This is a genomic window from Pararhizobium sp. IMCC3301, from assembly GCF_030758315.1.
Classification (GTDB): domain Bacteria; phylum Pseudomonadota; class Alphaproteobacteria; order Rhizobiales.
Genome location: NZ_CP132336.1, coordinates 4,195,922 through 4,215,299, shown reverse-complemented (window position 1 = coordinate 4,215,299; position 19,378 = coordinate 4,195,922). Strand labels below are relative to the sequence as shown.

Annotated in this window: 12 protein-coding genes; 3 read left to right on the top strand and 9 right to left on the bottom strand. The window is 55.0% G+C overall.

What is annotated here, in order from left to right; all coding sequences use genetic code 11:
* Positions 1 to 44: 44 nt before the first annotated feature.
* Positions 45 to 1,319 carry an MFS transporter gene (locus RAL88_RS20005; protein WP_306265900.1) on the top strand — a complete coding sequence of 425 codons (1,275 nt, stop codon included), beginning with the start codon at positions 45 to 47 and terminating at the stop codon, positions 1,317 to 1,319.
* Between the two features lie 33 nt (positions 1,320 to 1,352).
* Here the strand turns inward: RAL88_RS20005 and RAL88_RS20000 are convergent, their stop codons facing one another.
* Positions 1,353 to 2,378 (bottom strand): NAD(P)/FAD-dependent oxidoreductase, encoded by a 1,026-nt coding sequence (locus tag RAL88_RS20000; RefSeq protein WP_306265898.1) that lies wholly within the window; start codon positions 2,376 to 2,378, stop codon positions 1,353 to 1,355.
* An 86-nt stretch (positions 2,379 to 2,464) separates the two neighbouring features.
* Positions 2,465 to 2,785 (bottom strand): 2Fe-2S iron-sulfur cluster-binding protein, encoded by a 321-nt coding sequence (locus RAL88_RS19995; RefSeq protein WP_306265896.1) that lies wholly within the window; start codon positions 2,783 to 2,785, stop codon positions 2,465 to 2,467.
* Between the two features lie 927 nt (positions 2,786 to 3,712).
* On the opposite strand from RAL88_RS19995, the gene RAL88_RS19990 reads away from it, so the two are divergent.
* The gene (locus tag RAL88_RS19990; protein WP_306265895.1) at positions 3,713 to 9,319 is read left to right on the top strand and encodes a hypothetical protein; all 5,607 of its coding nucleotides are present in this window, start codon (positions 3,713 to 3,715) and stop codon (positions 9,317 to 9,319) included.
* Between the two features lie 222 nt (positions 9,320 to 9,541).
* On the opposite strand, the gene RAL88_RS19985 is transcribed toward RAL88_RS19990, so the two are convergent.
* From RAL88_RS19985 to RAL88_RS19975, 3 genes are read right to left on the bottom strand one after another with little or no spacing between them, the layout of a single operon-like run.
* Positions 9,542 to 12,655, bottom strand: a complete 3,114-nt coding sequence (locus tag RAL88_RS19985; RefSeq protein ID WP_306265893.1) for an efflux RND transporter permease subunit — start codon at positions 12,653 to 12,655, stop codon at positions 9,542 to 9,544.
* On the bottom strand, positions 12,652 to 13,851 hold the full coding sequence (locus RAL88_RS19980) for an efflux RND transporter periplasmic adaptor subunit (RefSeq protein ID WP_306265892.1): 1,200 nt from the start codon (positions 13,849 to 13,851) through the stop codon (positions 12,652 to 12,654). Before RAL88_RS19980 ends, RAL88_RS19985 begins: the two co-directional genes overlap by 4 nt.
* Positions 13,848 to 13,976 carry a hypothetical protein gene (locus RAL88_RS19975; RefSeq protein WP_306265890.1) on the bottom strand — a complete coding sequence of 43 codons (129 nt, stop codon included), beginning with the start codon at positions 13,974 to 13,976 and terminating at the stop codon, positions 13,848 to 13,850. Before RAL88_RS19975 ends, RAL88_RS19980 begins: the two co-directional genes overlap by 4 nt.
* 217 nt (positions 13,977 to 14,193) lie before the next feature.
* Here RAL88_RS19975 and RAL88_RS19970 point away from each other — a divergent pair, with 217 nt between their 5' ends.
* Positions 14,194 to 14,679, top strand: coding sequence for a MarR family winged helix-turn-helix transcriptional regulator (locus tag RAL88_RS19970; RefSeq protein WP_306265888.1), 486 nt, complete (start codon positions 14,194 to 14,196; stop codon positions 14,677 to 14,679).
* A 91-nt stretch (positions 14,680 to 14,770) separates the two neighbouring features.
* On the opposite strand, the gene RAL88_RS19965 is transcribed toward RAL88_RS19970, so the two are convergent.
* From RAL88_RS19965 to RAL88_RS19950, 4 genes are all read right to left on the bottom strand, one after another.
* Complete coding sequence (locus RAL88_RS19965; protein ID WP_306265886.1) at positions 14,771 to 15,424, bottom strand: ABC-type transport auxiliary lipoprotein family protein; 654 nt, start codon at positions 15,422 to 15,424, stop codon at positions 14,771 to 14,773.
* A 127-nt stretch (positions 15,425 to 15,551) separates the two neighbouring features.
* Positions 15,552 to 16,952 (bottom strand): MlaD family protein, encoded by a 1,401-nt coding sequence (locus tag RAL88_RS19960; protein WP_306265884.1) that lies wholly within the window; start codon positions 16,950 to 16,952, stop codon positions 15,552 to 15,554.
* A gap of 135 nt (positions 16,953 to 17,087) precedes the next feature.
* Complete coding sequence (locus tag RAL88_RS19955) at positions 17,088 to 17,918, bottom strand: ABC transporter ATP-binding protein (protein WP_306265882.1); 831 nt, start codon at positions 17,916 to 17,918, stop codon at positions 17,088 to 17,090.
* 288 nt (positions 17,919 to 18,206) lie between these two features.
* Positions 18,207 to 19,355 carry an ABC transporter permease gene (locus tag RAL88_RS19950; protein ID WP_306265880.1) on the bottom strand — a complete coding sequence of 383 codons (1,149 nt, stop codon included), beginning with the start codon at positions 19,353 to 19,355 and terminating at the stop codon, positions 18,207 to 18,209.
* Positions 19,356 to 19,378: the final 23 nt, after the last annotated feature.

The window sequence follows — 19,378 nt, the reverse complement described above, 5'->3', positions numbered from 1 at the left end:
AAAACTGCAACGCGTTATAGGCTGTGCAACAAAGGATATGCGTTATGCGTCGCAACGAAGACAGTTCACCAACCAGTCGGGCAGACAGAGCTGAGCGGCCGGGCGTCGATAGCAGCATCTATGCCAGCTTTACTGGACTGCGCAGCCCGTTTGTCCTGCTTGCGCTGATGTCCGCCGCGATGTGGTTGTCTTATTCAAGCTGGTGGGTTTTGATCAAGAATTTTGCGGTCGAGGATGTCGGCATGACCGGCCGCGAAATCGGCTTTCTGGAATCCATCCGCGAAATTCCCGGTTTTCTGGCGTTTCTCGCGATTTACGTGGTGCTCTATATCAGGGAACAAAGCTTTGCCATTGTCTCGCTGCTGCTGCTCGGACTTGGCGTTGCTGCAACAGGGTATTTTCCGTCTGTTCTCGGCATGTTTATAACCACTTTCGTGATGTCGGTCGGATTTCATTATTACGAAACCATGAACCAGTCCCTGACGCTGCAATGGCTGCCAAAAGACCAGGCACCGCATCTGATGGGTCGCCTGGTCGCGATCGGCGCCGGAGCCCAATTGGCCGCCTATGCCATTATTCTGGCAAGCTGGAAGCTGTTCGATCTGTCTTTTCAGACAGCGTTTCTGATTGGCGGCGCAATAACGCTGGCCATTGCTCTGCTTGCCTGGCAGCAATTTCCGCGCTTTCCGCAGAAAACTGTCCAGCAGAAGCAAATCGTGCTGCGCAAGCGCTACTGGCTGTTTTACGCGCTGACCTTCATGAGTGGTGCCAGACGCCAGATATTCACGGTTTTTGCCAGCTTTATGATGGTCGAGAAATTCGGCTATGATGTCGAGAGCATCGCCGGTCTGTTCCTGATCAACTGTCTGATAAATATGGCCTTTGCCGGCCGTATTGGTAAACTTATCGGGATTGTCGGCGAAAAACGTGCCCTGACATTTGAATATATCGGGCTGATCGGTGTTTTTGTTACCTATGCCTATGTGACTTCTGCCAATCTTGCGGCCGCTTTATACGTGATTGATCACGCTTTTTTTGCCTTCGCCATCGCCATCAAGACCTATTTTCAGAAGATCGCTGATCCAGCTGAAATTGCACCGTCGACCAGTGTGTCCTTCACCATCAATCACATCGCAGCAGTGGGTATTCCGGCAGCATTCGGCTTGCTCTGGCTGGTCTCGCCAAAGGCGGTTTTTCTGGCCGGGGCAGCGATGGCCGCAGTGTCACTGATCCTGAGCAGATTTGTGCCCGATGATCCGCAACAGGGCAACGAAACCATATTCTCGCCAAAAACAGCAAAACTGGCTGCGGCAGAATAAATCTGGTCAAAAATAAATATATTTGTGATATTTTTAAATAATTCCAAGCTTTTTCTGGAGGCTTGAAGAAGATGTTGTGTATTGGAAAATGACCCGCTCATCCGGGTTTGCGGCCTTTTTTGCCGCATGGGCAGCCAGCGCTGCTTCATGAAAACCGGACAGAATGAGCTTCAGTTTTCCAGGATATGTATTGATATCACCGATGGCATAAATGCCGGGTTCAGAACTCTGAAATGTCTCGGTGTCAACCGGGATCAGATTCTCATCCAGATTCAGGCCCCATTCGGCAACCGGTCCAAGTTTCATGGTAAGCCCGAAAAAAGGCAGAAGCCTGGTGCAGTTTATCTGTTCCATGCCTTCTGCGGTTTTCACTTCAATCCGGTCAAGCTGACCATCCTGCCCACTCAGGGCAGAGACCTGGCCGATTCGCAGATCCATGGCACCAGCTTCCACCAGCGCACGCATCTTGTTGACGCTGTCGAGTGACCCTCTGAAGGCGTCGCGGCGGTGGATCAAAGTCAGACGGGCGGCAATCGGCTGCAGATTGAGCGTCCAGTCAAGCGCCGAATCGCCGCCGCCGACAATGACAATGTCATGACCGCGAAAATCATCCATACGCCGGACCGAATAAAACACCGACTGTTTTTCATAGGCTTCGATGCCGGGTATCGGTGGTCTTTTGGGCTGAAAGGAGCCGCCACCAGCTGCAATAAACACCATAGTGCAGAGAAACCGGGTTCCAACATCGGTTTCCACCAGAAAGCGGCCATCGTCCTGCCGCTCCACCCCGGTCACCATCTGACTCAAATGGAACTGCGCCCCGAACGGCGCTATCTGTTGCATCAGGTTTTCAACCAGTTTCTGACCGCTGATTGTGGCAAATCCAGGGATATCGTAAATCGGCTTTTCTGGATATAATTCAGCGCATTGGCCACCGACCTTGTCAAGAATATCGATGACGTGACACTTCAGATCCCAGAGGCCAAGTTCAAACACGGCAAACAGGCCTACCGGGCCGGCGCCAATGATTACCACATCCGTTTCCACCGGCCGTGTCATGACTGTATTCCTTGTTGAATCAGCATCGCATTCCATCAATTTTTCGCAGTTGCGGCGTCCCGGAAGGAGCGCCGCAGTTTGTCCGATCAGCCCTGCCGCTCCGGCACTTCAACTTTCAGGCCATCAAGATCGGGTGACACACGGATCTGACAGGAAAGCCGGCTGGTCGGTCGCACATCATAGGCAAAATCCAGCATGTCTTCTTCCATCGGCTCAGGCGCGCCAACCTTATCCATCCACTCCTGCGCCACATAAACGTGGCACGTTGCGCAGGCGCAAGCACCGCCGCATTCCGCTTCGATCCCGGGGACGGCATTCTTGATGGCCGTCTCCATCACTGTGGAACCTTCCTCGCCCTCCACTTCGAAGGTCTGATCGTCATGCGTAGTGTATGTGATTTTGGCCATAAGGGTCGATTCTCATCTACAGGAATTTGTCTGGGTTACAGGGTAAGTTGCTGGCTGGGTTGCTGGAGTGTGGCTGGCGCGGGGAGCGCATGAAACTGGTCGATGGGTTGTTGTTTAGTGTCGTATCACCGCGCTTTCAAGGGACGAGGTGTATAATCCCGGCAACGCGAGAGAATCGGCAGGATTCCGGGCGCGCGCGGAACAAATCGGGAATCTTATTGGCTTTTGTTAACCATAATCCCAATTTCCCAAACAATCACTTTGAGTCCAAGTTGGTGCGGCTTTGAATCGAGTCCGAGTCAAAACACGCCGAAATCTGCCAATTGTCTGCAGATTTATTTCAATTTGCTGTGAATACACCATGCCCGGAATGAGTCTTGGCGTTAACAAAGGCTGCTAATTGCTTATTTTTTTTGTTGTCTTGCCATTTCAAACCGATACGATACTGCAGCGGCAAGAAGTTATGGATTCCTAGAAAAGCTCGATTGTTAAAATTTGACAGAATTTAAAGCGATCGTCCTGTTGCAACCCCCGCAGATCGGGGAACCTGCCGGAAAGCCGGGATTTAAGCCCGTGCTGCCCTAAAGGCGACAAAGTAATAGGTATAAGGGTCTGTAGAGTGCGGTGTTGCTGACGGAATGCGCCGGAAGTCCCAAAATGGAAGTTCCGGCGAGACAAGTCAGCTTATGTTTTTTTGCATTTCTTCCGCGGGGCATGGGACTTTTGCCTGTCCGGGCGGCCTGGTGACATCCATTGTCGGGCTCTCGTATGACAGGTTCCGAATTGCGACAGATACCTGAATTCAGACATGTGCCAGTTGCACCTATGTCTTTCAGGATCAGGTCTTCGGGAAATTTGCCGGTTGGGCAGAGGTCTGAAACTGCGCCGCAGGCGAGAATGTTATGAGTACGGATGCGAGGCAAGACGATGGCTAAGAATTCTCCAAAGTCAAAAGGATCGAATGATCCGGCTGTATCGGCGGTGGAAGAAGCTCTGAAAATTGATTTCGGGGCAGAAGACGCCAAGAGCGATGGACAATCCCGTCGCCGGCTGCGTCGCTCGCGCCGGGACGAAGAGCCAACAGGGTCGGAAACCGAGCGCACGCGGCCCGGTCGCAATACCGGCGCAGGGTCTAGGGCAGCGGACGCAGCGGCCAATGATGCCGCGCCGCGCCGGGAACGCTCGGCTTCACGCGGGCGGGCGCAACGTCCGGCCAATGATGACCGCCAGTCAGTTGGCAATATGCTGTACAGCATCAATCGCCGTCCTTCGCTGATGCCATTCTGGGGCGCCCTCGCCGCTTCGGCACTCTGGTTGCTGTTCGGCGGCATTGTCGGCAATGCCGCATTTGGCGATGATCTGGCAAATCTCAATGGTCTGGCAAGCCTCAGCCAGGCGCCGCATCTGTTTGCCTATTTCGTCAGTCTCATTCTGCCGGTGGTGTTCTTCTGGGTGTTTGCGCTGATGATCTGGCGTTCTCAGGAAATGCGCATCGTTGCCAATGGCATGACCGAAGTTGCGCTTCGACTGTCGGAACCGGAAGATATTGCAAAAGATTCCGTCCTCAGTGTTGGCCAGGCCATTCGCCGCGAAGTCGCGGCCATGGGAGACGGCATTGAACGCGCGCTTGCACGGGCCAGCGAACTTGAAGTGATGGTTCACACGGAAGTCGCGGCACTGGAACGCGCCTATTCCACCAATGAAAGCCGGATTCGCTCCGTCGTCGACGAATTGGTGTCTCAGAGAGAGGCGATTGTCCACAATTCAGAGCGTTTGCGCACAGCCATTGGCGGTGCCCGCGAAACCCTGTCTGAAGAACTTGCCAAAACCAGTGATGCAATCGCCGACCGGGTTTCAGAATCCGGCCAGCGTGTGATCGCGTCGCTGGGCCAGAAAGGCGAACAGATTACGATTGCTCTGGGAACCGCCGGCGAAACCATGATTTCGACCCTGTCGACCCGAGGTCAGGAACTGGTGCAGAACCTGTCCAATACAGGACAGGAAGTGACCGCATCGCTGCAGGAAACCGGCCTTCAGGTTTCCGATACCATATTGAAATCAAAAGATAATCTGACTGCAACTCTGTTGGAGCGCTCGCTGGAAGTCAGTGGTTCGCTCGATCTTGCTGTTGAAAATGTGGTGATGCAGTTCTCCGACCAGGGCAACAAGATTGCCGAGCGTATCGATTCGACCGGCAAGATCGCAGGCGAGCAGATTTTTGCCCGTGGCACTCACCTTGCTGACCGTCTTGAAACCGCAACATCGCGCCTCTCCAAGGCAATTGATGGTCAGGGTGAGGAAGTCACCCAGCGTCTGACATCGACCAGTGATCGTCTTTCAGAACACCTCGATACAAAAACGAATGAATTCAGGACCACCCTTGAACATGGCGCGCAGACGGTTCGTGATGCGCTGAATGTCAATGGAACCCAACTTGCCACCCAGATCGCGACGGTCGGAACGGAAGTCGCAAAGGCTATCTCCACACGTGGCAAGCATCTGATGAGTGAGGTCCTGAACCTCAATGATCAGATCAACATCACGCTCAACGACAGGGGCAAGGAGCTCAGCGAAGCCCTGGATGGCCGCCTGAAAGCCCTTGATACGACCATAAATGAAAACGGCTCTGCCCTGACGGCAGCGTTGGGCAACCGCTCGAGTGAAATTGAACAGCTGTTCAGCTCGCGGATTGCTGATCTGGACAATTCGATTTCCAAACACAGCGCAGCGATGCAGTCGACTATGGCTGACCATCTTGATAATTTCACAACGTCCGTCAGCGCGGCCACCGAGAAGGTGGGCGATACGCTTGCAGAACGCACCGGCGTGCTGGAAGACGTGCTGGCCGGCCGCCTCAATACATTTGAAGACAGCGTCGGTGTGCGTCTCGACAGTGCCGCGAATTCAATCGGCAGCAAGGCGGATGCACTTGCCGAGACACTTGAGCAGCGCGCCAGCATGGTCAGCGAAGCTCTCGACATGCGCACTTCCGAAATGAACGAAACGCTGATCGAGCGCACGCGTGAAATCGCCCGTGCTTTCGGTGAAGGTCAGAACGAGATCACGGCGACCCTTGAAGGACGCTTCCAGGAAGTCAACGAAGCGCTGTCCAGCAAGACCCGCGAAATGTCGGCAGTCGTCTCTGAACGCATTGCCGAAATCAATATGGCACTGGGTACCAAAGTGTTCGAGGTTGCGGAAAACCTCGAAGAGCGCACCAGCGCGTTGCAGCAGTCGCTTTCGGCCAGCATGGAAGCCATTGGCACAGAATTGTATGAACAGGGCGAGAAAGCCAACTCCAACTTCTCGTTCAATGTTGAGCAGGCAAATAACATGTTCCGCTCGACCATAACTGATGCCAGCGCAAGCCTGCTCAGTAACCTGGAACGGGCCTCAACAGGCATCGCCGGCCTCACCCAGGACCTTGATGAGAACCTCGTCAGCCGCGTCACGGTCGCGACCGAGAAATTGTCCACCTCGACACTGCAGTTGAACGAAACACTGGGTGCAAGAACCGCCGAACTGACTGAAATTCTTGACAATAGCGGTGGTTCGCTGGTTTCTGCCTTGCAGGAAAAGGCGTTGGATCTGTCCACTCAACTGCGCTCTGCAGGCTCGACCATTGTCGATACGTTCTCGCAACAGGGCGAAGATATTGCCGCGGCCATTGCTGCCTCCAGCGAAAATGCAAGAATACGCCTGCTGGACAGCAATCAGGAATTGATCGCGAATATCGAGACCCAGAGTTCAAACGCTGTCGAACGTTTGACGGAAGGTGGAAAATCCATCCTGAGCCTCAGCGAACAGGCTGCAGAACGTCTTGCCAATGTGAACCACGACTTCCTGTCGACGATACAGACACTCAGTGATCGTGCCGTCGAACGTCTCAACGAAAGCAGCCTGTCTGCAGTCGAACAGAGTGAAATCGCCCGCGCCCGCATCGAAGAGGCTAATCAGGAACTGGTCTCGGCGCTTGCCTCGCAGGGAGACAACACCATTGTCCGGCTTGACGAGAGCGGCCGGGCAATTGCGCAACTGGCCGAAGAGGCGCGTTCGCGTCTGCTCGATAGTAATGATGATTTGATCGGCGCTCTGTCCTCGCATAGCAGCGAAGCAGTCGGGCGGTTTGAAGAAAGCGGCCGCGCCATGGCGCAATTGGCTGAAGAGGCCCGCTCACGGATGCTGGAAGGCAACGAACAGCTGGTCGGTGCCATGTCCTCGCAAAGCAACGAAGCAATTGAACGGTTTGAAGAAAGTGGCCGCGCCATGTCGCAACTGGCTGAAGAAGCCCGTGTGCGCATCCTGGAAAGCAATCAACAATTGGTTGGCACAATCTCCTCGCAGACAGATGAAGCCGTTGGCCGCTTGGAAGAAACCACAAAAGCTGTTGCACAAATGGCAGAAGAGTCCCGCTCGCGGATGGTGGAAAGCAATGAGCTTCTGGTTGGCGCGCTTGCCACGCAAAGTGATGATGCGGTCGGAAAACTGGAAGAAACAGGACGCGCCATTTCGCAGCTTGCCGAAGAAGCCCGGACCCGGATGCTGGAGAGCAATGAAGAACTGGTTGCAACCCTTAAAACCCATGCTCATATGGCAACCGAACAGTTCGATGAAGGCAATCGCACGATCGCTGAACGGCTTGACGAAACCAGCCGTGGCTTGCTGGATGCCTTCGAATCACGCGGCCGCGAAATTGCCGAGATCATGACTGGCGCGACCTCTGACTTCATGTCGAAAATGACCGCCCAGTCGGATCAGGCAGCCTCCCTGCTCAGCGAAAGCAGCCATAATGTTCTGGCCGCTCTGGATACGCAAAGCAGCGAAGCAGTCGAACGTCTGCTGGCAGCGAGCCAGAACACTGTGGCAAATCTTGAGCAGAGCTCAATGGAAGCAGCAGAGCGGGTGTTCAATAACAGCGAGTCGATGGCCACTACTCTGACCGAGCGCAGCCGTGAAATCGCTGAAACAATTTCAGCGTCCTCCACGTCTCTGGTCGAACTGCTCGACAGCCGCAGCAGCGAAGCGATCAGTCTGCTGAGCAAGGCCAATGAAAGCCTCCGCGATGACGTGGAATCCATGGTATCGCGCCTGGAGAACGCCAATTCAGGCTTGCAGCAGGTTTTGGCCTCAGCGCATGAACAACTGGGGTCGGTTGAAGACGGTCTGGGCGCGCGGGCAGAAGAATTCCGCCAGACCCTCGCCAAAGCCCTGGAAGAGAGCCAGTCATCAACCGAGGCGATCTCAAGTCAGGTCGGTGTCCTGCAGGATGTGTCGACAAATGTACTTGGCAATATGGGCGGACTGGCCGAGAAAATTGAAATCCAGATCAAGTCGCTTGCCGAAGTGTCGGACCGCCTCGACAACAGCAACAACACGATCGAGGATACTTTCCAGTCGCGTTATGCGGTCCTGGAACAGGTTGCTCAGGGAATCATGCAGAAGTCGGATGATGTGGAAACCCGGATGCGTGCCTTCTCAAGCCTGATCGCTGAAACTCTGGCAGGTGCGGAAGACCGCGCTGAACAGATCGGCATTAATCTGAGCCGGAACGCCGAAAAAGCGACCCGCGGTGTGGTTGAACAACTGGCCGCAATGAGCAATGCAGCCGGCGCTGAGGGTGACAAAGCCTCTGAAGCTGTACGGCATGCGCAGGCGGAACTGACCGAAGGCATCGCCAACGCAATTGCCGACGCGACTGGTCGCTTCAAGGATGCGACTGTTGAGATGCGGGCGACCGCTGAAACCATGCAGGCGGAGTTGAACGCGGTCCGCTCTGATCTGAAAAAAGCGACGATCGAACTGCCGGAAGAAACCCGCGAAAACATGGCAACCATGCGCCGTGTTGTCGCCGAGCAGATACAGGCATTGTCCGATCTTTCAGAAATCGTTTCCCAGCACGCTCGTCCAAGTGCATCGGGAACGCCGGCTGCAATTGCAGGTGCCATAAACCGCCCTGCTGTGGCTGACAGGCCTGCCGCCAAGACAGCCCCGGCGTCGCCGCAGGCTCCATCAAAATCGGGAATGCAAAATGCCTTCAGTGGCAAAGAAGGTGACCGGAAAAATGCCGGTTGGGTGAGCAGTCTGCTGGAACGTGCCTCAACCGATGATCAGCGTGACATGGGCGAACAGCTTGGCAAACGTGACGAACGCCAGGAGCCCAAGGCTGAACAAGTCACCCGGTCCGAGCCGGAAATGGTTGAATCCCTGAATTCGCTGTCTGCGGATATTGCCAGGGCCATTGATCATTCCACCTCTGTGGAATTGTGGGATCGGTACAACCGCGGTGAACGCAACGTCTTCACCCGCCGCCTCTACACGATCCAGGGTCAGAAAACCTTCGATGAAATCCGTCGAAAATTCCAGAATGACGGTGAATTCCGCGCTGCGGTCAACCAATATATCGAAGATTTTGAGCGGCTTATGGGCGAGGTCACGGAAAAGCATGGTGATGCGGAACTGACCGAAAAGTATCTCACTTCGGATACCGGCAAAGTTTACACGATGCTGGCCCATGCCAGTGGAAAACTGAGCTGACACCACATTCTGTCAGCCGACCATGAAAATGCCCGCTGAACCATCAGCGGGCATTTTCATTCTCACCTCGATCACAGCCCCGCATTGATGGTGCCACCGGGACATACGTTTTCCTGCATGTGCCGGGGAATGAGTGGACTGGAACGTTGCGATGGACTGAAACGCGCGCCCATTTCGTTTTCGCGCAAGCACTCACGGTGACCGGCTTGCAGTCAATACCGCTCAGTTTGAGGGGGCTGGTGTGCCAGGCGCGACCGGCAGGCCTTCCATGGCCAGTTTTCGGGACGATGATCCCGGAACACTTCCCAACGGCGCGATCAGTCGATAGAAGACCGGCGTCAAAAACAGTGTGAATACGGTGGCAAAACCTAGTCCGCCAACCACGACCCAGCCAACTGCAATGCGTGCTTCGGCACCGGCGTCAGAGGCGAAGACCAGCGGCAGGCCGCCAAAAACAGTTGATATCATGGTCATTATGACAGGTCTGAAACGCAACCGCACTGCGTCTCGAATGGCGCTGTCGACATCTTGGCCCCGTTCACGCAGTTGATTGGCAAATTCGACAATCAGAATACCGTTCTTGGCCATGATGCCTATCAGCATCACAAGACCGATCTGACTGTAATAATTCAAAGACCCTCCGGTCAGTGATATGGCAAGCACTGCGGCGGCCAGGCCGAAAGGCACGGTCAGCATAATGATGATGGCGCTGCCAAAACTTTCAAACTGCGCTGCCAGCACGAGAAAAACAATCAACAGCGCGATGCCAAAAACAAGCAGCGTACTGCTCTGGCTTTCATCAAGCGCAGCAGCTTCCGCAAGAAAGGTAATGCCCATACCAGCGGGCAAAATATCGCGAGCAAGGGCCTCGGCGCGTTTGGCGGCCGAGCTTAAATCGACACCGGTGGCGAGATTTGCCTGTACCGGCACTGCGCGCTGACCCTTCTCGCGCGAGAGGGTTGAAGCTCCTGCCGTCTGGGTCAGTGTGACGGCGGTGGAAAGCGGCACATAATTGCCCGCTGCGGTTTCGACGAATATCCGCTCCAGGTCGCCCGGATCATTGATCGGCGGTCCCGCTGGAACTATGCGAATATCATATTCCTCGCCCGAAACAATGACGGTTGCTGCAGTGGTGCCTTCGCTCATGGCATTGATGATTGAGGTAATCGTCTTGACCGTTAGCCCCAATCTTGTTGCAAGTTCCCGGTCTATGGAGACAGAGACCAGCGGTTGGCTGGTGTCATACCCCAATTGAGGGTTCACAAATGTATCCGTTTCCTGCGCCATGGCGGCGACAAGCGCGTCGCCAGCCTGCACGATGGCATCGTAGTCCTTGCCGGTCACAGCAAACTGCAATCCACGCCCGGCGCCCCGTATCCCCAGACTGTTGGGCGTCCGGATGGCCGGGGTCAGTCCGGTGATCCGCCGCAGTTTCTGATTTACTTCCTGGGCAATTTCCTGCTGGCTGCGCGTGCGTTGATCCCAATCCTGCAGCCTGACAATCACAAATGCTGAGGACGATGATCCACGCCCGATAAGCGACAGCACTGCAGCTATTTCACCACTTTCAAGATAAGGCTGCAGGACGGCCTCGACCTGGCGGACCTGGTTGTTGGTGAAGCTCAGACTGGCCCCGGAGGGCGCCCGCGAGGCGATGAGAAAGAAGCCCCGGTCTTCACGCGGTGTCAATTCAGAAGGCAGGGAAAAGAAGCTGCTTGCGGCAAAGATGGCGAAAGCGATCGCGATCCCAATGACAATAATCGGGATTCGCAGGGAAAAGTCCACAATCGAACCGTAGGCCCGCGCAAAGACGCTTTCGCGTTTTTCGGCCTGCGTGCCGCTGCGACCGCCCGGGTCAAGGATTGCGGCCATGGCCGGCACCAGTGTCAGCGCAACAATTGATGACAGCGTGACGCAGAAAGCCAGCACGAAGCCAAATTCGGCAAATATACCGCCTGCCTGCCCCGGCAGGAAGGAAATAGGGATGAAAACGGCGGCGAGCGTTGCAGTGGTGGATATGACGGCAAAAAACACTTCGTTGGTGCCTGCAGCTGCGGCAGCGCGCGGCCCCAGACCGGACTGGCGCTTGCGCACAATATTTTCCATCACCACAATGGCATCATCGACAACCATACCGGTGGCCAGAACCAGGGCCAAAAGGGATATCGTGTTGATGGAAAAGCCAGCGGCCCAGATCGCGGCCAGCGTCCCGGTCAATGCCACGGGAATGGCAATTGCCGGGATCAGAGTCGCGCTGACTGAGCGCAGAAAAACAAAAATCACACCAATGACAATGATCACAGCCATGCCAATGGAAAAAACCACTTCCTTGATCGACTGTTCAATGAAGGTTCCGTCGTCCGAATTGATAATCAGTCTGATACCGTCCGGCAGTTCGGATTGCAATTCAACCACGGCGGCGCGCACCGCTTTTGAGATGGCAAGGGTGTTGCCGACTGACTGGCGGACAATGTTCAGTCCAACGGAACTTTCCCCGTTCACACGGGTCAGGGTTGTGCGTTCGCTTGCTGTCAGCTGGACAAAGGCGACATCCCCGACGCGGGTTGTGGCATTGATCAATATATTGCTGATGGCAGATGCATCGATCACGGGATCCGAGTTGCGCATCACGACGGATTGGGATTCAGAGTCAATGTCGCCTAACGGATCAGTCGAGCGCAGCGTGGAAAGTGCGTCTTCCAGATCATTCAGCGTCAAGCCCCGTCCGGTCAGGGAGATCATATTGACATGAACCTGAAATTCATTGACCTGATCGCCGACCACTTCGACCTCGGATATGCCCTCGATTGTGGACACACGGTCAGAAATGACACCTTCAGCCAGTTCAGTCAGCGCATCCATGCTGGTGCCGCCCAACAAGGCAAGGCGCATAACCGGATCGGCATCAGAATCATTTTTGGTGACTATCGGATCATTGATATTATCAGGCAATTGCCGCACCGTGCGCGCAACGATTTCCCGCGCTTCATTGGCTATATCGCTGATCGCCACTGTATCGGAAAATTCCAGATTGATGCGGCTCCGGCCGTAGCTTGATGTTGATGAAATGCTTTGCAGCCCCTCCAGAGCCGAGAGGGCGCTTTCAAGTGGTGTGGTAATTTCCGTATCAACTGTTTCAGGTGCTGCACCCTCATAAGTGGTGGAAATCGACAGAACCGGCTGATCGACATTCGGCAGTTCACGCACGTCAACCGCCGAAAAGGCTGCAACTCCTGCCACTGCAATCAGAAGATTGATGACGAGGGCGAGAATTGGCCTTGAAATAAACAGTTCCGCAAAACCTGTTCTCGAATTTGGTTTCGCCATGTCACTCATGACCCGGCTTCCGCCGGACGACGACGGCGCTCACCTTGGGCTGGTTGCTGGCCTGGGCTGCCGCCTTCGCTCTCAGCAGATCTCTGATTGAGCTGATCGAGTGTGATGATCTGCGAGCCTTCGCGCAATTTCTGAACACCTTCTGTTACGATCTGGTCGCCATCCTGCAAAGCTGCATCCAGCCAAACAGTATCGTCCTGCCGTGAGCGCACAATGACCGGTACTTGCCGCACCTTGCCATCTGTTGAGACCCATACCGACGCGCCGTCCCGACTCCAGGTCAGCGCCGAGACCGGGATGCTTGGCAAAGGCTCATTGGTATTTGTGACAAGCACATTGACGATGGCACCTGGCTGGAGTGCGCCTGCTGCGTTGGCGAATCGTGCCTTCACTCCGATCAGCCGGGTTTGCGGATCTATTTCGTTGTCATATGCGGTGATTTCGCCTTCCAGAACAGCACCGGGCCGCGAGGGAGAAGTGACCCGGACCGGGTAGCCGGTCCTCAGCAGATCAACGGCACGATCCGGCAGGGAAAATTCGACGACCAGATTATCCGTGTTGGTGAGTGTTACGATTTGTGTGCCGGTGTTCAAATAAGCGCCAAGCTGAATATCGGTCAGGCCGGGGGTGCCGGCAATGGGTGCAACAATGCTGCGTTGACCCAGCTCATAATTGGCTTTGTCCAGAGCCGCCTGGGCAATCTCAACGGCAACCTGCGCGTCGGCAAGCGATGTGTTGGTCAGCGTGCCGCTGGTTGCCAGTTTCTGGTAGCGCACCAGGGTTTCCTGGGATTGTTGCAGTTGAATCCCGGCTGTTCTGACGGCGATTTTTTCGATTTCATCATTCAGGGAAACCAGAAGTGCACCGGCTTCCACCTTGATATTCGGCGTCACGGGAACGGCCGTAACGCGCCCGCTGGTTTCACTGAGAACCCTGACACGCGCATCGGCCTGGACTGTGCCAAGGGCGCTGAACAGATCGGTGAATGGCACTACATTGACGGCCGCCAATGTGACGACTGCTGCCTGATTGCCGCCTGCGCCGCCGCCCCTGCCTCGTCCCGCTTCCGCGCCCCCTCCCCCTGGCATGGTTGCGCTCGCCGGTGCTGGCGAGCCGCTGACATCGTAGACAAAGGTCCAGACATATATACCGCCAACCAAGACAGCTGCGACAAGAACAGAGAGAAAATTCTTCATATTATCTCACCGCGAAGCCATAAAAACAGAGCATTATCTGCCGTTTTCTGACGCGCATCAAGTTCGTACTCTAGCGAAGCAGTTGCAAGACCTGCTGCCCCTGGTGAAGCAATACCTAAAATCATCGGATACGTCTTTCAGTCGTCGGTTGAACACAGTTTCAAAGCAGTCTTTATGACGCCGTGCACATACAAAGATCGAATAAACCCACCTGCCAGTGTTGGCTGGAACATAGACAACAACACGACAAGTATGCGACGTGTTGTCGGGGTCATCTCTTATCAAAACAGCAATTCAAAAACCGGAACATGGTTTGGCTAAATCAATGTTAACATTCTAACAATGGCTGCGAAAACACAAGGCTTTTTGCTTCATCCCCTGTTACATTCCTGTAATCTGCTGGAAGAGCGTTTGCGCATCCGGCTGGCACCCCATGGGATTCAACCGCGACAGGCCCGGATTCTTGCTGCCCTGAACCGAATGGGATCAGCTTCGCAGGTTGAACTTGCACGCGAATTTCATATTTCACCGGCGAGCATGAGCACCATGAGTTCACGCCTGATCTCTGCCGGGCTGATCTCAAGACGGCCAAACCAGCAAACTGCGCGCTGCAATATTCTGACCCTGACGGGCAAGGGCCGCGAAATGCTACTCGCCATTCATGAAGCCTGGCACGATATGGATCGGCTTATTGAAGATTCGTTAGGTGTTGAAAAAGCGCGGATGCTGGCTGAGGCGGCACGCGAATTGCGAAACGCGCTGGGTGGTCATCCACCGGGAGCAAAGCGCAAAGGTGGCGACGGTGCCAAGGATATCAAATCAGATTGAGATGCATTGCGTCTATAACCGGATTTTTGGCCGGACTCAAGATTGAGCTTTCCCAAAACGCCAAAACAGATTTTCGTGACTGCCGGACTTGCTATGTCCGCAGCAGTGTCCAGCGCACAATTTCCACAATCACCTGATCCATGGCGAGATCGAGAGCAAAGACCGCGTCTTCCAGAGCATCAGATGCCGCCGTAACGCTTGAGTTGAATTCCCGGGTCCCCACGACGCGGCCTGAACGGTCATTGACGATCTTGATTGAAATGTCGACTTTTGCAGCTTGTTCGATTGCGTGAAATTCAAATGACCGCAGATTTGACAATATCTGATAATCGATGACGAGACCGTCACCAGGCTTGCCGACAGCCCTTGCCCGGCCAGTGGCTTCAAAGGATTCCAGAATTTTTGCCTGCAACAGCTTTGGCAGATTATCCGCCCATTGTGCTTTCGGATAATAATTCAGCTCTGATGCGGTGGGGCGCACGACAATTCCGCTACCAGCCAGCGCCTGCAGGGCGCTCGGCTCGACAATCAGCAACTGACCGGCTCTTCCACTGACTTTTGAAATCGCGGTCGGGGCAGTCAGATCAAATGTGCGCGAAGGCGGCGGTGTCAGAAGAATGCAACCGGACAGAGCCAGAGTCAGAACTGCCAACGCAAGAATGTTGGCCCGTCCCCTGGGAACAGGCCTTATTCCGCCGAACGGGAGACTTCCATTGTTGCGTTTTTTGCCAAAGGCCAATTCCAACTCACTATCCCTGCACGATTCTTGTAAAAACACTGCTTTGCTTGTGTACAGAGATTCTGCAGAAATCAAGCGGGCACACCCATTTCAACCGCAAGTGTTGCAAGAATCACCCGCACGCCAAGTTGCGTCAGCGCCGTGGTCTGCCATTGTATTCCGGAACACCGCCGCTGCCTGAGATGAATTGTCGCGGATTGTTTTCCAACTGCTGCAAGACACGGTCCAGCCGGTTGACGGCACGCCTGCCATCGGCAATGAGGCCATCAAGATTCCTCAGACCGGCACCGGAAAACCGGGACACACCGTTTGATATTTCGCCAATCCGCAGTTCAAATACCGCTGCAGCGCTACGGAAACTCAGCAGTGTCTTTTGTGCTTCCGCCATCAGACTTGCGGACCCCTCGGAGCTCAACACGCCGTCCAACCCGTCAAACAGACCTTCAATCCGGCCAGCTGCGGACCGAAGCGTCTCGGTGAGTGACGCGGCGTTCGTGGTAATCTGACTGATGCGATCGCCCTCGCCTTCCAAGCGGGTGGCAAGATTGCGGAAGCTCTCGCTGCCCTGTTCGGCATTTTCAATAATGCCGGCGATCTCGCCGCTTTTTGCCGCCAGACTGTCGACAAAGGTTCGCACACTACCAAAAATCCCGGTTAAATCCTCAGGCGGAATGGCTGACACGATATTGTCAATCTGCAGCAGAGTGGTGTTCAGAGAGGATCCGAACGTGTTGAAGGACACCATCGTGCGTTTGGCTTCCGCAACCAGTTCTTCCAGCGTTCCGGCAGTGTTGTCGAGATTCGCCGTAAAACTCTCAATGTTGGCAACGGACCGGCTGATCTGCTGTGGATCAATCGCATCGACCAGCGATTCGGCCTTTACTGTCAGACTGTCGAGGCGCGTCGCCAGAGAGCCGATTTTCTCGGCAGCGTCAGATGTTGCCGCAAGGAACCGGTCGATTCCCGGCGCATTGTCAGCCAGAGCATCTGAAAATGTGGCTGCATTCTGAAGGGTTCTCTCGATATCGCCGCTGCCGGATTTGACCACTTCATCCACACGGCGCACCATTTGATCCACGCGGGTCATCGTGTCCCGCGCCGATTGCAGCAGATCATCCATAGAGGACCCATCGGCCTGCAATCGCGGAATGTTTTCCTGCGTCAGCACATTCGGCTGATCTTTCGAGCCGGCGCGAAGGTCGACATAGGATGCACCGGTCAATCCGGTTGTTCCCAGCGTGATTCTGGTATCCGATTTCAGCGGCGTTTTTTCGGATATGTCCGCATCCACCAGCACAGCTTCGGGATTGTCCGGATCAAGCTCCAATTTGCGGACCGTTCCAACACGGATGCCATTGAAATTCACCGGGCTGCCGGGAACAAGGCCGGACACCGGGCCGGGAAATGAAATCTGCACGGATTTCGCCTCGCCAGCCTGGTCAAGCCTTCCAACCCAGTAGATCATGAACACTGCAATGGCGATAACCAGCAGCGTAAACAGTCCGATCAGCCCGTAATTGGCCTTGGTTTCCATCGTCTAAAGACCCGTTTTCATGGCGCTGCGTTGATTGCAGTCGCAACATAAGTTCAATTCCACCGGTCCTGCATGGTTTGCCAGCCATGCGGTCCCAGTCACCCTGCTTTTTCCGGCAGCACGCCTCAAATGCAACTACGCTTCAACTGGCAACAATCCGCCGTCTTCGAGCGCATCGTTCAACCTGCGGGCGCGTTTCCCGCGGAAGTAATCCTGCACCCACGGATCGTCAAATGCCAGCATATCCGGCAAACCGCCTTCGACCATCACCTTTTTATTGCCGATTACGGCAATTCTGTCACAGGCAGCATACAGACTGTCCAGATCATGGGTCACCATAAAGGCGCTCAATGCCAAAGTGGTGCAGAGTTTCTTCAACAGATCGTCAAATTCGGCAGCACTGATCGGATCAAGACCAGAGGTCGGCTCATCCAGAAACACAATATCCGGGTCCAGTGCCAGCGCTCTGGCCAGGCTCGCCCGCTTGATCATGCCGCCGGACAGTTCGGATGGATATTTATCTGCCGCATCCGGCCGCAAGCCAACCATCTCAATCTTGATACGCGCCAGCTCGTCCATCAGATCTTCCGGCAGGTCCAGATGCTCACGCATCGGCAATTGCACATTCTGCTTGACGGTCAGCGCTGAAAACAGCGCGCCATTTTGAAACAACACACCCCAGCGGCGATCAACGGCTTCGCGCACCGCGCGATCCGAGGAGTCATAGTTCAGTCCGTAGACTTCCACAGTTCCGGCCCTGCGCGGCAGCAGGCCGACAATCGAGCGCAACAGAACTGATTTTCCGGTTCCCGAAGCTCCCACCACACCCAGCACTTCACCGGCTTTCAGATCGATATCCAGATCGTCAAGGACAAGCGTGTCGCCAAAACCGACAGTGATGCCGCGGGCCCGCAGAATGACTTCGCCACGCTTGACAGGCGGAAATGTAATGGTTGGTTTTGTCATGCTCGCAGTCAGACCGGTTGGGGTTGTTTGTAAACCTTATGCTGGATTGGAGTTTCGATTGCAATGAGAGCTATTTTGCGGCGCGCCCGATAGTTTGACGGGGCGTTATGTCGCATTATCCGCGTTGCTGCGTCCCGCCAGCTTGGTCTGAAACGCTGCTGGCCAATGGGGAAATTGCCGAATCCTGGTGCAGTGCTGGTTTCAGCCCATGACGAGATGGCCCGCTCAGATATCCCCGTCGATCCCGATCCGGATTGCTGTATAATCAGACCCCAGCATAAATGCGCTCTAATAACCGATTGCGGCAAAGAACATGGCGAAAATTCCGTCCATGACGATAACCGTGAAAATCGATTTGACAACGGATGCTGTGGTGCGGCGGCCGAGGGATTCAGCGCTGCCTTTCACTGCAAACCCTTCGGAACAGGCTATGACTGCAATCACCAGTGCCATGAACGGTGCCTTTATGAAACCAACCAGCAGTGTGGAGAGCCAGACTGCTTCGCGCAGCCTTGTAATGAACTCTGTTGGCGGTATATCGGCATAGACCCACGCAACTACACCGCCACCAAAGATGGCGAAAACATTGCTGAGAACAGTCAACAATGGCACCGCGAGAACCAGGGCCAGAACTCTTGGCAGAACCAGCACTTCGGTTACCGACAGGCCGATTACGTGGAGGGCATCTATCTCCTCGCGCATTTTCATCGAGCCAATTTCGGCGGTAAAGGCACTTCCCGAACGGCCTGCGACCATAATCGCCGTCAACAGAACCCCGAGTTCCCGCAGCACCAGAATGCCGACAAGATCCACCGTGAACACTTCAGCACCGAAATAGCGCAGCTGATAGGCGGATTGCTGGGCGATAATGGCACCGATGACGAAAGACATCAGCGCAATAATCGGCACCGCCCGCAATCCGGCCTGATCGAGATGATGCACGATGGAGATCGCCCGCAGCCGGGATGGCGACCGCAAAACTGCAAACATGCCAAACATGACGCGGCCCAGCATATTTGTTTTCACCGCCAGATCGGTCCCGGTGGCGGCGACAGTTCTGCCAAGCAGGTTCAACGGCTGCCAGCGCGACTTCGGGGCGGCTTCCGCGTCAATCGCAGAGGCGCTTTCCAAGACCTCATCCAGCAGAATTTCCCGGTCAGGGGTCATGCCCTCAAATGACATGTCACCATTATGCTCGGTCAGCCGCTTGCGCAGCCGCATCAGCAGCCACGCCCCTGAAGTATCCATCTTTTCGATTGCGGCAATATCAGCAATCAGCGCCTTGACACCAGTGTCATTGATACGCGCCTCAATATCATCCAGCAGGCCGGACAGAAGTGTAGCATTTTCCAGCGTCCAATTGCCGGATGCGGCCAAGCGGAGCCCCTCGGGCCCATCTTGCAGATTAATCAGTTCCGACCCGGTTGTGGCGTCCACATCATTTCCATTGCAAAGTGTTG